Annotated in this window: 11 protein-coding genes; 7 read left to right on the top strand and 4 right to left on the bottom strand. The window is 65.8% G+C overall.

Features of this window, described 5'->3' with window-relative positions; translation table 11 throughout:
- Positions 1–32: 32 nt before the first annotated feature.
- Positions 33–299, top strand: a complete 267-nt coding sequence (locus tag ACUXVA_RS11130) for a hypothetical protein (RefSeq protein WP_265080249.1) — start codon at positions 33–35, stop codon at positions 297–299.
- Positions 300–481: 182 nt separating this feature from the next.
- On the opposite strand, the gene ACUXVA_RS11125 is transcribed toward ACUXVA_RS11130, so the two are convergent.
- On the bottom strand, positions 482–1,816 hold the full coding sequence (locus tag ACUXVA_RS11125; RefSeq protein WP_445492140.1) for a dihydroorotase: 1,335 nt from the start codon (positions 1,814–1,816) through the stop codon (positions 482–484).
- A 129-nt stretch (positions 1,817–1,945) separates the two neighbouring features.
- Between ACUXVA_RS11125 and ygfZ the strand changes: the two genes are divergently transcribed.
- From ygfZ to ACUXVA_RS11100, 5 genes are all read left to right on the top strand, one after another.
- The gene (ygfZ, locus tag ACUXVA_RS11120) at positions 1,946–2,827 is read left to right on the top strand and encodes a CAF17-like 4Fe-4S cluster assembly/insertion protein YgfZ (protein ID WP_265080251.1); all 882 of its coding nucleotides are present in this window, start codon (positions 1,946–1,948) and stop codon (positions 2,825–2,827) included.
- Entirely contained in the window at positions 2,824–3,471 is a 648-nt protein-coding gene (locus ACUXVA_RS11115; protein ID WP_445492137.1) for a DNA-3-methyladenine glycosylase I, read from the top strand. The genes ygfZ and ACUXVA_RS11115 overlap by 4 nt, the downstream gene beginning before the upstream one ends.
- A 3-nt stretch (positions 3,472–3,474) precedes the next feature.
- A complete protein-coding gene (locus tag ACUXVA_RS11110; RefSeq protein WP_265080253.1) occupies positions 3,475–4,092 on the top strand; it encodes an HD family hydrolase in 618 nt (205 codons plus the stop codon).
- A 111-nt stretch (positions 4,093–4,203) separates the two neighbouring features.
- A complete protein-coding gene (locus tag ACUXVA_RS11105; protein WP_265080254.1) occupies positions 4,204–4,710 on the top strand; it encodes a tyrosine phosphatase family protein in 507 nt (168 codons plus the stop codon).
- A gap of 140 nt (positions 4,711–4,850) precedes the next feature.
- Positions 4,851–7,538: a DUF2339 domain-containing protein gene (locus ACUXVA_RS11100; RefSeq protein WP_265080255.1), complete on the top strand. Its 2,688-nt coding sequence runs from the start codon at positions 4,851–4,853 to the stop codon at positions 7,536–7,538.
- Between the two features lie 94 nt (positions 7,539–7,632).
- Here ACUXVA_RS11100 and ACUXVA_RS11095 read toward each other — a convergent pair whose 3' ends face one another.
- The gene (locus ACUXVA_RS11095) at positions 7,633–7,950 is read right to left on the bottom strand and encodes a hypothetical protein (protein ID WP_265080256.1); all 318 of its coding nucleotides are present in this window, start codon (positions 7,948–7,950) and stop codon (positions 7,633–7,635) included.
- A 413-nt stretch (positions 7,951–8,363) separates the two neighbouring features.
- On the opposite strand from ACUXVA_RS11095, the gene ACUXVA_RS11090 reads away from it, so the two are divergent.
- Positions 8,364–10,169, top strand: coding sequence for a carbamoyltransferase family protein (locus ACUXVA_RS11090; RefSeq protein WP_265080257.1), 1,806 nt, complete (start codon positions 8,364–8,366; stop codon positions 10,167–10,169).
- A gap of 18 nt (positions 10,170–10,187) precedes the next feature.
- On the opposite strand, the gene ACUXVA_RS11085 is transcribed toward ACUXVA_RS11090, so the two are convergent.
- Positions 10,188–12,698 (bottom strand): PAS domain S-box protein, encoded by a 2,511-nt coding sequence (locus ACUXVA_RS11085; RefSeq protein ID WP_445492133.1) that lies wholly within the window; start codon positions 12,696–12,698, stop codon positions 10,188–10,190.
- On the bottom strand, positions 12,613–13,332 hold the full coding sequence (locus ACUXVA_RS11080; RefSeq protein WP_445492131.1) for a hypothetical protein: 720 nt from the start codon (positions 13,330–13,332) through the stop codon (positions 12,613–12,615). The genes ACUXVA_RS11085 and ACUXVA_RS11080 overlap by 86 nt, the downstream gene beginning before the upstream one ends.
- Positions 13,333–13,553: the final 221 nt, after the last annotated feature.

The following is a 13,553-nucleotide window of genomic DNA, read 5'->3' as shown; positions in this document are numbered from 1 at the left end:
TCGGGCGACAGCAGAAGTTGTTTGGGAATTTCATGAGCCAGTCAGTGTCCTACAGCCCCGCCCGCGAGCAGTTGCCCGATCAGGACCAGAAACAGGCGGCGCTGTCCTACCTCAACGAGGCCTGGGCCGAGGCACTGCACGACGGCATCGACGGCGACTGCTTGGCGCAGGCCAGCCTGTTCACCGCCTTTGCCGAACTGGTCGGCACCTATGGCGAGGACGCGGTTGCGAAGTTCGTCGAGGGCCTGCCGACCCGCGTCCGCAACGGCGAATTCTCTCTGTCGCTGGCGAAGCAGTAAGTCACTCCATACTCTGTCTGTCGTCGGCCGGCCGCGCGCAATTGCGCGCCAGGACCGGGCGACCCAGTAAACGCTGCGGCTGGTGATCAGCACTATCGACAACGATGACTGGATCACCCGCTTTCGCGGGTGATGACAGCAAGCGTGTCGAGGCGACGCTACGGCCCGCAGCGCCATCGCACCTACCCCCTCAGCGTCTCCAGAAACCGCACGGTCTCGCCCTGCGCCGGCGTCACCAGCTCGCCCTGCCACATCACACGGTTGCCGCGCACGAAGGTGCCGACCGGCCAGCCGGTGACCTTGACGCCGTCATAGGGCGTCCAGCCTGCTTTGGAAGCCACCCAGTCGTTGGTGATGGTCTCGGAGCGTTTCATGTCGACCACCGTGAAGTCGGCGTCATAGCCTGCGGCAATGCGGCCCTTGGTGGCGATGTTGTAGATCCGCGCCGGGCCGGCGCTGGACAGATCGACGAAGCGCGCCAGTGACAGCCGCCCGGCATTGACGTGGTCGAGCATGATCGGCACCAGCGTCTGCACCCCCGTCATGCCCGAGGGCGAGGCCGGATAGGTCTTGTTCTTTTCTTCAAGCGTATGCGGCGCATGGTCGGAGCCCAGCACGTCGACGATGCCCTGCTCGATGCCGTGCCAGATGCGGTCGCGATGGCTGGCGTCGCGCACCGGCGGATTCATCTGGGCCAGCGTACCGAGCCGCTCGTAGCATTCCGGCGCGGTCAGCGTCAGGTGATGCGGCGTCGCCTCGCAGGTCGCGACGTCCTTGTGGTCGCGCAGGAAATCGGTCTCTTCTTTCGTGGAGATATGCAGCACATGGATCCGCTTGCCGGTCTCGTGCGCGATCTTCACCAGCCGCTGCGTCGCCATCAGCGCCGCGGTCTCGTCGCGCCACACCGGATGCGATCGCGGGTCGCCCTCGATGCGCAGGTTCTTGCGATCGTTGAGGCGGTACTCGTCCTCGGCGTGGAACGCGGCGCGGCGATTGATGACCTTGAAGATGCGGCGCAGGCTGTCGTCGTCCTCGACCAGCAGCGCGCCGGTGCTGGATCCGATGAACACCTTCACGCCGGCACAGCCCGGCGCGCGTTCCAGCTCAGGCAGGTCCTGCACGTTCTCGCGGGTGCCGCCGATGAAGAACGCAAAATCGCAATGCATGCGGTGATGGCCGAGCTTCACCTTGGCGGTGAAGGCGGCCTCGTCGACGGTCAGCGGGTTGGTGTTCGGCATTTCGAACACCGCGGTGACGCCGCCCATCACGGCGCTGCGCGAGCCGGTCTCCAGATCCTCCTTCTGCGTCAGGCCGGGCTCGCGAAAATGCACCTGAGTGTCGATCACCCCCGGCAGGATATGCAGCCCCTTGCAGTCGATCACCTCGGCGGCGGAGCCGGCATCCAGCGTGCCGATGGCGGCGATCCGGCCATTCGCGATGCCGATATCGCGCACGCCCTCGCCGTCCTGATTGACGACGGTGCCGTTCTTTAGAATAGATTGAAATGTCTGGGTCATTCGTCCTCAAGGGCCTGCATTTGCTGCAGGAAATGGGCGGCGTGGGCCTTGTTGCCGGCATACTAGCGGCTTAGTTTCGTATGTAATATCCGGCGCAGGCATTTCCCCCAACGAAGTTCGAGAAATCCCATGAAGGCAGCGTTTCTTTCCGACCGGGGCGTGATCAAGCTCAGCGGTGACGACGCCCGCGGATTTCTCAACAATCTGATCACCTCGGAGCTCGGAACGCTGCAGCCCGGTTCCGCCCGGTTCGGGGCGCTGCTAACGCCGCAGGGCAAGATCATCGTCGACTTCCTGGTCACCGAGGCCCCGGCCGGACACGGCGGCGGGCTGCTGATCGATTGCCCGCGCGCACTCGCGCAGGGCCTCGCGACAAAACTCGGCTTCTACAAATTGCGCGCCAAGGTCGTGGTGGAAAACCTCTCCGACAGTCTGGGGGGTCTGGCTGTGTGGGATGGCGACACCACGCTGAAGCCGGACCTCAGTTTCGCAGATCCGCGCAACGCCGCGCTCGGCTGGCGCGTCCTCGTGCCCGCGGATCTGGCGCAAAAGACCGCCGACCTGGTCGGCGCCGAATTCGTCGACGAAGCGGCCTATGAGGCGCATCGCATCGCGCTCGGCGTGCCGCGCGGCGGCCTCGATTTCAGCTATGGCGACGCTTTCCCCCATGAGGCCAACATGGACCGCATGGCCGGCGTCGATTTCGACAAGGGCTGCTATGTCGGCCAGGAAGTGGTGTCGCGCATGCAGCACCGCACCGTGGTGCGGACACGGGTGACCCGCGTCGAGCTCGATGGACCGGTGCCGGAGCCGGGCATTGAAATCCGCGCCGGCGACAAGGCGGTCGGCACCATGGGCTCGTCCGCCAATGGCCACGGCCTGGCGCTGCTGCGGCTCGATCGCACCGCCGACGCCATCGATGCCTCGCTGCCACTGCTGGCCGGCGGCATTCCGCTGCACCTCACCGCGGCCGAGGATGTGCGCATCGCGCCGAAGAAGCTGCTGGCATGAGCAAGCCCGCGCTGCTGCATGCCGATGGCCTGAAACGCTGCCCGTGGCCCGGCGAAGATCCGTTCTACGTGGCCTATCACGACACCGAATGGGGCGTGCCGGAATATGACGACCGCGCGCTGTACGAGAAGCTGATCCTCGACGGTTTCCAGGCCGGGCTGTCGTGGATCACCATTCTGCGCAAGCGCGACAATTTTCGCGCCGCGTTCGACGACTTCAAGCCCGAGAAGATCGCGCGCTACAGCGAGAAGAAGGTGCACGCGCTGATGCAGGACGCCGGCATCGTGCGCAACCGCGCCAAGATCGAGGGCGCCATCGGCAGCGCCAAGGGCTATCTGAAGATCATGGAGGACGGCCCCGGCTTCTCGAAATTCCTGTGGGATTTTGTCGACGGCAAGCCGATCGTCAACAATTTCAAGACCCATGGCAGCGTGCCGGCGTCCACGCCGCTGTCGGCGAAGATCTCCAAGGAACTGGCGTCGCGCGGTTTCAAATTCATCGGCCCTACCATCATCTACGCCTTCATGCAGGCCACCGGCATGGTCAACGACCATCTGGTGAGTTGCTTCTGCCACGAAGCCTGCAGGAGCAAACTGCGCGCGCCGCGCCTCAAGCCCAAGCCCTCCAAACCAGATCGCGCCTGATCGATGGCCAAATCCAAATTCTCCACCGACGTGGCCACCCGCGCCTGGCAGCGCATGCTGTCGGGGCGCCGGCTCGATCTGCTCGACCCTTCACCGCTGGACATCGAGATCGCCGATATCGCCCATGGCCTTGCGCGCGTCGCGCGCTGGAACGGGCAGACCCACGGTCCCAACATCTTCTCGGTGGCACAGCACACGCTGCTGGTGGAAGCCGTGCTGCGCCAGCAGGCGCCGCGCGTCGACGACCGCGTCCGATTGGCCGCCCTGCTGCACGACGCGCCGGAATATGTCATCGGCGACATGATCTCACCGTTCAAGGCGGTGATCGGCGGCGCCTACAAGGTGGTGGAGCATCGCCTGCTCGCGGCGATCCATATCCGCTTCGGCCTGCCGCCGGTGCTGGCGCCGGAGATCACCAAACAGATCAAGAATGCCGACATGGGCGCCGCCTATCTCGAGGCAACGCATCTGGCTGGCTTCTCGCAGGCCGAGGCCAAGCGGCTGTTCGGCAAGGACCCCGGCCTGTCCGAAGCGGCCATGGAGGATTTCCTGACGCCGTGGTCGGCAGGGAAAGCGGAGAAGCGTTTGCTGGCGCGCTTCGAGGCGGTGGCCATTTCGTAGCTTTCTTTGCAACGGCGCGCCTTCTTTTCCCTCCCCCTTGCGGGGGTATGCCACCACCGCCTTTGCCCACCCTGACCCTCGGCCTATAATCCCCGCAACCAGAGGACCGCCATGATTCACGTCTGTTCGCTCGCCTATCTGCATCCCACCGTGAAGGCTACCGGCGCCAGCCATGTGCTGACCGTGATGGCCAATGTGGCGCAGGTGGTGCGGCCGGAAACGGTGCTCGATGCCAACCATCTGCGGGTCCAGATGGACGACATCACCGCACATACCGACGGCTTCGTCGCGCCCAACGATGCGCATATCGTGCAGGTGCTGGACTTCGTGCGCGGCTGGGACCGCAGCGCGCCGCTGGTGGTGCATTGCTATGCCGGCATCAGCCGCTCCACCGCCAGCGCCTTTGCCGCGGCCTGCATGCTTAACCCGGACCGCGACGAGCGCGACATCGCGCAAAAGATCCGCGCGGCCTCGCCGATCGCCGCGCCCAACCGGCTGATCGTCACCCTGGCCGACAAGGCACTCGGCCGCGACGGCCGCATGGTGCGGGCGCTCGACGAGATGGGCCCCGGCAGCATGACCGTGGTGGGCCGTCCGTTCCGCATCGATCTCGCCTGACACTGCGCAAACTTGCCAATGCCTGTGAACTTATGGTTCCCGGGTCGACACATATCGGTGCCAGCGCCGCGGGAGCGATCCCGCGGTCTTGCGCGCGCGCGACGGCTGGCCGCCCCACGTCTCCATAGGATCTGAACGCGATGTTCGACGACTACAGCTTTCTCGCCCTGGCAATCGCCATCGCCGCGTTCATCTTCGCGCGCAGGGCGCGCAACGAGGTCAAGGTGCTGCAGGCCCGGCTCGATGTCTATGAGACAGCGGCGCCCGTCGCAGCGCCGGCAAGCATGCCTTCCGGACAAGCAACGTCGTCTCGGGTCGACGCCGACGACAAAGCGCCCATGGCGCAACCTGTCGTCGCCGAGGCCGAACTGGCCCGCGAACCTTCGCCCTCGCTCCAGCCGGAGACCTGGCAGACAGCGGTCGACACGCACGTTGCGCCGTTAGCCGCGCCACCGGCCGGTCCCGGCTTCGAGGAACGCATCGGTACCCGGTGGGTGGTGTGGGTCGGCGGCCTGACGCTGGCACTCGGCGGCTTCTTCATGGTGCGTTACTCCATCGAGGCCGGCCTGCTCGGGCCGGGCGTGCGCGTGCTGCTCGGCGGCGCCTTCGCGCTGGCGCTGCTGCTGGCCGGCGAGTGGTCGCGGCGCAAGGAAAGCCTCTCGGCGATCGCGCCGCTGCCGATCGCCAACATCCCGGCGATCCTCACCGCCGCCGGCACGGCGGTCGCTTTCGCCACCGTCTACGCCGCCTACGCACTGTACGACTTCCTGGTGCCGGCCACCGCCTTCATCCTGCTCGGCCTCGTCGCTCTCGGCACCATGGCCGCGGCGTTGCTGCACGGGCCGGCGCTGGCAGGTCTCGGCGTCGTCGCCGCCTTCGCCACGCCGGTGCTCGTGTCGTCGAACAGGCCGGATTACTGGGCGCTGTATCTCTATCTCGCTGTGGTCAGCGCAGCGGCGTTTGGCCTGGCGCGGATCCGGCTGTGGCCGTGGCTCGCGGTCACCGCCATCGTGCTGGCGACGCTGTGGACCCTGCCCTGCCTGGAATGCGGGCCGTCGATGATCGCGCCGCACGCCTTCCACGTCATGGTGGGCTTCATTCTCGCCGCTTTGCTGGTGGTGTGCGGCTTCATGTACGGCCCGTCCGCCGAACAGGGGCGCATCGACGCCATCTCGTCCGGCGCGCCGTCGGCCTATTTGCTTGGCGCCACGCTGATCGTGCTCAACAGTTTTCACGCCGACACCGCCATGGTGACGTTCGGACTGCTGGTCGCCGGCACCCTGTTCGTCGCCTGGTATGCCCAAGCCGCCACCGCGGCGATTGCCGTGGCCGCCGGCTTCGTGGCGCTGGTGTTCCTGGAATGGGCGGTGCGCGGCAATCCCGACATGCTGGTGCTGCCCGGCGGTCCGCTGGCCGGTATCGGCGCCAGCCCGATCGAGGGTTCGGTGTCCACGCACATGATGACCGCCGCGATCTTCGCGCTCGGCTTCGGCCTCGGTGGCTTTCTCGCGCAGGGTCGATCGGTCAGCGCCATCGTGCCGGTGATCTGGTCGGCGGCCGGCGTCTTCGTCCCGCTGGCGCTGCTGATCGCGCTGTATGCCCGCATTGCCCATCTCGACCGCTCGATCCCGTTCGCCATCCTCGCGGTGATCCTCGCCGCCGGCTTTGCCGCGGCGACCGAACTGCTCGGCAAGCGCGAGCCGCGGCCGGGCCAGTCGATTGCCATCGCGCTGTTCGCCACCGGCACGCTCGGCGCGCTGGCGCTGGCGCTGACCTTCGCGCTGGACAAGGGCTGGCTGACCATCGCGCTGGCGCTGATGGCGCTCGGCACGGCATGGATCGCCAACCAGCGGCCGATCCCGTTCCTGCGCTGGCTCGCCGCCATCCTCGCCGCCATCGTGGTGGCGCGCGTCGGCTACGAGCCGCGCATCGTCGGCGACCTCGTCGGTTCGACGCCGATCTTCAACTGGCTGCTGTGGGGTTACGGCGTACCGGCGGCGGCCTTCTGGGGCGCCAGCATCCTGCTGCGCCGCCGCGGCGACGACGTGCCATTGCGCATGGTGGATTCCGCCGCGATCCTGTTCACGGTGTTGCTAGCCTTCCTGGAGATCCGCCACGCCGTCAATGGCGGCGATGTCTATCGTCCCTCCGCGGGGCTCACCGAGGTGGCGCTGCAGGTCTGCGTGACACTGGCCATGGCGATCGGGCTGGAGCGGCTGCGGATCCGTACCGCGAGCATCGTGCACAATGTCGGCGCCGTCATGCTGACCCTGTTTGCCGGCGCCGCCAGCCTGTTCGGCCTGCTGTTCCTGGAGAACCCGGCGATCTGGCGCATCGACGTCGGCGGCGCGGTGATCAACCTGCTGCTGCTCGGCTATGCCTTCCCGGCTGTGCTCGCGCTGCTGCTGTCCTATGCGGTGGCCGGCCGCCGCGCCGTCGCCTATGCCAACACGGTGGCCGGCGGCGCACTGGTACTGGCCTTGATGTATATCACGCTGCAGGTCCGCCGCTTCTACCACGGCCCGGTGTTCTCCTCCGCCACCACCCTCGACGCCGAGCAATACACGTTGTCGATCGCCTGGCTGGGGTTCGGCGTGATCCTGCTCGGCCTCGGCGTGATCTTCAACTCGCAGCGCGCGAGGCTGGCCTCGGCCATCGTCATTGGCCTCACCGTGCTGAAGGCGTTCCTGGTCGATATGTCGTCGCTGACCGGCGTCTATCGCGCGCTGTCGTTCATGTGCCTCGGCCTGGTGCTGGTGGCGATCGGCTGGCTGTATCAGCGCATCCTGTTCAGCCGCCGCGTCCAGCCACAACCGCCCCAGCCGTAGCGGCGACACGCCAAACGAAAAGAGGTGCGACGGTTTCCCGGCGCACCTCCTGTTTCGATGTTATCCGGCGCAACCGCCGAACTTCGCAAGCAGATCAATACGGGCAGATCATCCGGCCCCAGCGACGGCTGTAGTAGCAGCCCGGCGCAACGATCGGAGGCCCGAAGCCGTAGCCACGTCCCCGCCCGCGATAACCACCGCCACGGAATCCGCCGCCGCGAATGACGACACCACCACCGCGGCCTCGTCCGCCGCCACGACCACCACCGCGAGCATCCGCAGAGGTGGTGCTCGCCGCCAGCAGCATCGCCGATGCACCGACCAGCCCGATGCAGTAGACAAAGACCATCGCTGCCGCCGCAAGGCAGCGCGTCACGATATTGTGCCGCGTCGTCGATTTAGTTTGAGCCATTGTCGAAATCTCCCATTCTCGGGAAGCAGGAATTCTCAAAATGCTTCCGGCACCGCATTTTCGTTCTACGTCGATTCAGTCGCGTACTAAAATCAATATAGCAATGTGGCCGACCCGTGGCGCACGTCGCAGAACGCCGTCAGAATAGAGTTAAGCCTCGTCGTCGGTCAAGCAATTGCGCGACCGCAGTTGCGAACAAACGCGCTGCGTCTTCGTTCATGTTGCCATCGCGTGGGCCTTCACTATGCTTGTCACGGCCGCGACGATCTCTTTCGCACTGCACAGCGCGCCCCGCGCGAGCCGCTGATCTCTCACCCGTCAAAGGCAAGCGACTATCCCGACATCACACGCCTTGCGCCGCGCCGTCGTCATTTCCGATAATTCAGTCCCGCGACTTCCGCAGAAGATGGTCCATGTCAAAGCATCAATACATCCTCGGCCTCAACACCTACGACCACGATGTCAGTGCCTGCCTGCTGCGCGACGGCGCCATCGCCTTCGGCATCGCCAAGGAGCGCATCACCCGCGAGAAACACGCGATGGGCTTCTACAAGGAGGTGATCGATTACTGCCTGGAGGCCGAAGGCATCACGCTGGACGACGTGGGACTGGCGGTAAGCAACTGCTACATCCTGCCGGTGCCGGAGATGGAAGAGCGGCTGGTCTATCAGGACATGTCCGGCTTCCTGCCGGAGTACGAGCGCGCCGATGCCGCCAGGCATCCGCTGTATCGCGCGCAGGGTGGCAAGACCCACACGATCTCGCATCATCTCGCCCATGCCTACAGCGCCTTCGCGCCGTGCCCGTTCGAGGACGGCGCCGTCATGATCGTCGACGGCGTCGGCAGCTATCGGTCGGACGTGATGGAGCCTTTTCCGGCAGCCGACGCGGCGTCGCCGTTGGCACGCGAATCCGAGAGCTACTACACGTTCTCCGGAACCCGGCTCGATTGCATCAAGAAGGTCTGGATGGAGCCCGACCGCGGCTTCCTGAGCGACGAGTTCTACAACATGGCCGGCCTCGGCGCGCTCTACAGCCGCGCCTCCACCTACATCTTCGGCGACTGGAACAAATGCGGCGAGCTGATGGGGCTGGCACCCTATGGCCGCCGCGATCAGGTCAAGCCGCTGATGGACATCAGCGACAACCGCCTGCAGGTGCCGCGCTGGACCGCTGCATTCAACCAGCCCTACGTGGCCGACGGCGGCAAGTGGGACAGCAGCCCGTCAATGCGGCACTGGGAAGATCTCGCCTGGCGGGTGCAGGACGACACCGAAAAGGTGCTGCTCGCGCGCGCCCGCTGGCTGCGCGAGACCACCGGCGCCAGAAACCTGGTGATCGCCGGCGGCGTGGCGCTGAACTGCGTCGCCAACGGCCGAATCGCCCGCGAGGCCGGCTTCGAGAACGTCTGGATCCAGCCGGCGGCCGGCGACGACGGCATCGCTATCGGCTGCGCCTACTACGGCCATCTCGCGCTGCAGAACAATCCGCGCAATTTCACCATGACGCACTCCTATATCGGCAAGCGCTATCCCGAGGCGGAAGTCGGAGCTGCCACGCAGAGATTGCTGGTCCGCATCCAGACCTCCGCTGCGCGCAGCGCCAATATCTGCGCCGACACCGCAAAGCTGCTCGCCGACCAGAAGGTGATCGGCTGGTTCCAGGGCGGCTCCGAGTTCGGGCCGCGCGCGCTGGGCAACCGCAGCATCATCGCCGATCCGCGCCGGGCGGAGATGAAGGACATCCTCAACAGCCGGGTGAAACACCGCCAGCCGTTCCGGCCTTTCGCGCCCATCGTGCTGGCCGAGCGGGCCGACGAGATTTTCGAGGGCCGCGGCGACTCGCCGTTCATGCTGATGGCCAAGTCGGTCAATCCGGCCTGGCGGGACCGCATTCCCGCGATCGTCCATGTCGACGGCACCGCGCGGGTCCAGACCGTGTCGGAAGCCACCAATCCGGTGCTGTACCGGCTGCTCAGGGAATTCGACGCGCTGACCGGCGTGCCGGTGCTGCTCAACACCTCGTTCAACGTCAAGGGCGAGCCGATCGTCGAGACGCCGCGCGATGCCATGGCCTGTTTCCTCACCACCGGCATCGATCATCTGATCCTGCACGACACGCTGGTATCGAAGACCGCGCTGCACGCCATCGTGGCGCCGCTGGTGCGCACCTGGATGGATGTTGCCACGCTGGTGCTGTCCAACGTCAAGCCGGCGTGACCCCGGCGCGAATCGCCGTCAGCTCTGCGCGCTGACGCGGCGGTCCTGGATGATCGCTGGCATCGGCGATTCCAGCGCCAGCCGGATCATCCGGTTGAGATCCGCGCGCCGGTAAGGTTTCGGCAGCAGCAGCACGTCGCTGTTCATGGGGCTGTGATTGATGACGTCGTCGTTCTCGGTGAAGCCGGACGTGAACAGCACCTTGAGCGTGGGCCGCAGCAACGCCACCGCCTCGGCCAGTTGCCGGCCATTCATCTTGCCGGGCATCACGATGTCGGTGAACAGCAGGTCGAACGGCTCGCCGCTTTCGACAAGCGCCAGCGCGTCCGCCGCATTCTCCGCGGCAATCGTCTTGTAGCCGAGGCTCTGCAACTGCGTCAGCACGAAGCTGCGCACGCTGGCATCGTCCTCCACGCAGAGGATGGTCTCGTTGCCGCTCTCCGCCCGCGGTTCGCCGGCCGGCTCCGCAAGCTGTTTCGGCTGCTCGATGGCCTTGGGCAGATAGATCCTGAAGGTGGTGCCGTGGCCGACGTCGCTCTCCGCCTCGATATGGCCGCCGGATTGCTTGACGAAGCCATAGACCATGCTGAGGCCGAGGCCGGTGCCGCGCCCGGGTTCCTTGGTGGAGAAGAACGGCTCGAACACCTTGTCGAGAACGGCCTCCGGCATGCCGGTGCCGGTATCGCGCACGGTGACCCGCACGTAGCGCCCCGCCGCAAGAATGCCCTTGAATTTGAAATCGTCCGGCAGGACTTCCAAATTGCCGGTAGTCAGGATCAGCTTGCCGCCGTTGGGCATGGCGTCGCGGGCGTTGATGGCCAGGTTGACCAGGGCCGAGCTGAGCTGGCCGGGATCGATCAGCGCCGGCCAGACGTCGTTGCCAAGGACTGTCTCGACTTCGATCTGCCGCCCCAGCGTCGGGTGCAAGAGCTTGCACACATCCGTCATCAGCGAATTGACGTCGATGGCGCGCGGCTGCAGCGGCTGCTTCCGCGCGAAAGCCAGCAGGTTGGCGGTGAGCTCGGCGCCGCGGTCGGCGGCGCCGCTGATCAGCGCCGCAATCGCCGCGAGTTGCGGCTTGTCGGCGACCGCATCGGCCAGGATGTCGATGGTGCCGGTGATGACCGTCAGCATGTTATTGAAGTCGTGCGCCAGGCCGCCGGTCAGCTCGCCGACGGATTCCATCTTCTGGGCTTGCCGCAACTGTTCCTCGGCGACGCGACGTTGCGAGATATCCCGGAGGAACATGTTGATGATGATCTTGTCGCGCCGGCGCAGCGCCGTCAGCGAAATCTCGGTGACGATCTCGCTGCCATCCCGCCGCAGCGTGATCGTCTCGTAGCGCCATCCGGAGATGCCGTTCTCCAGCTTCTGCACCACCTGCGCGATCCGCTCCGCGCTGCCGAGGTTCTTGTCGCCGCAGATGGCCAGCTCGCCGAGACTTTTCCCGATCACCTCGTCGCGGCTCCAGCCGAACATGGCTTCAGCCTTGGGACTCCACAGCAGGACGGTGCCGTAGTTGTCGACCTGCACAAAAGCATCCAGCGCGGTGTCGATGATGGCCTGCGCCATCTGCTCGCTCGCCGACTGCGCCTCCTGCGCCCGCAGGTTCCTGGTGATGTCGTGATAGACGGTGACGGCGCCGCGCAGCACGCCGGCCTCGTCGATGATCGGCCGCCCGCTGACCACGATATCCAGGTCGCCCCCCGCGCCCGACGGCCGCACCACCAGATGCAGATTGTCCACCGCCTTGCCGCGCAACGCCAGCGACATGGCCGACTGATCGAACGGGAACGGCGTTACGCCGTCGGGATAGAACAGGGCGAACTTCTTGATCGTACTCAGCACGTTGCAATGCCCGAGCTCCACGTCGAGCAAGCGCATCGCCGCGGGATTGGCGATCACGACATCGCCCCGCTCGTTCGCCACCAGCACCGGATCGGCAATGGTCGTGATGACATTGTTGAGCAAGGCGCTGTTCTGCTTCACATCGGCGACCATGCGGGTGAAGGCCGTCGACAGCACCTCGATCTCCCGACCGCCGCCGGCCGACAGCGCAATCGATTCCCCGCGCGAAAATCCTTCCACAGCGCGCGTCATCTGTACCAGCGGCTTCGATAGCGAGCGCGCCAGCAGCAAGGCAAGAACGATGGCACAGAGGATCGCGAGCGCTCCGCCGACCAACGTCGAATTGCCAACGGCGGCGAGGCCCACATTGAGGCTGGGATAGTCGCTGGCCTCGATCACCGTGATCTTGGGGCCGCCCGCGAGCCGCACCGACGCCCAGCCGGCCACGAACCAGTCGTCTTTTCGATCGAGCCACAACCCGCTATTCTGGCCCTTCTTCATCTCCTCGTCGAACTGCGGGAACGTGCTCTGGATACGAGACGGTGCGGTCGGACCCGACGCGGCCGTGTGTTGTCCATCCGGACGCAGCAGATGTTCACCGCGCTCGTCGACCACGAAGACCTGGCGGCCGCGGACCGTGGTCGCGCGAGATCCGATCGAACTCGGGCTCCAGATCGACATCGATCACGCCGACGGCAAATGCCTTGCCGTCGCCGCCGAGGAGCGGAACGGCGACGCGAACGACAGGAAACGGCGCACGATCGACCGTGCTCGGGACCTGTTGCGGTCCAACCGGCGACACGTACATGTCCCGGGCGGAAAGACCGATCGCCTCCGTGAAATAAGCGCGATCGCCCTTCGGCGCCAGTTCGGCCTCCGGCACGACCCGGATAGCGCCCTGCGGGCCGGACCGATCGACGCGAACCAGTTCGCGTCCGCCGTCTTCCCGACCGATCACCCGCATCTGGGCATATAGAGGTTTGGCCGAAAGCTCTGCGGTTAAACGAGCCGCAATGCGCTTTCGCCACGTCGCGGCGAGATCTTTCGCAGAGGGGTCGACAAGGCTCTGGGTGTAGGCCGCCCCCAATTCGGCGACCGCGCCTGTCGTGCGAAGCGCCGTCAGATCGACGCGCGCATTATTCAGCGCCGCCTCGAGCCGCGTGGCATTCAGCAAGGCGTGGGTTTCGAGCCTCTCCAGCGACCGCGGCAAGGCAAGGCGGACGAGGTTCCGGTAGGTGATCAAGCCCAAGGCGATTGTGGTCACCAGAACCAGCGCCACCATTGCGATCGCCAAACGAGTTGACAACTTCAGCACAGGCGGTCGCCTTTGGGTTGATATCAAGGGAGTTGGTCGCCGGGCGTGGAGTCTCGCCGCAAATGGCCATGCGGTAAAGCGATCCTGCGAAAGATATCAGATTCGACGGAACCCAGCCGTTAAAAACCCCGCCCGTAAAATTACGGGTTGGGGAGCGGCGAGGGAACTACGTCGTGTCAGACCCGCACGGAAGCCGGCTATTCGCCGGCCTGGAGCGCGAG

Source organism: Rhodopseudomonas sp. RCAM05734 (assembly GCF_052658035.1).
Note: the sequence above shows the minus strand (reverse complement) of the source record. Positions and strands in the feature narration are given on the sequence as shown.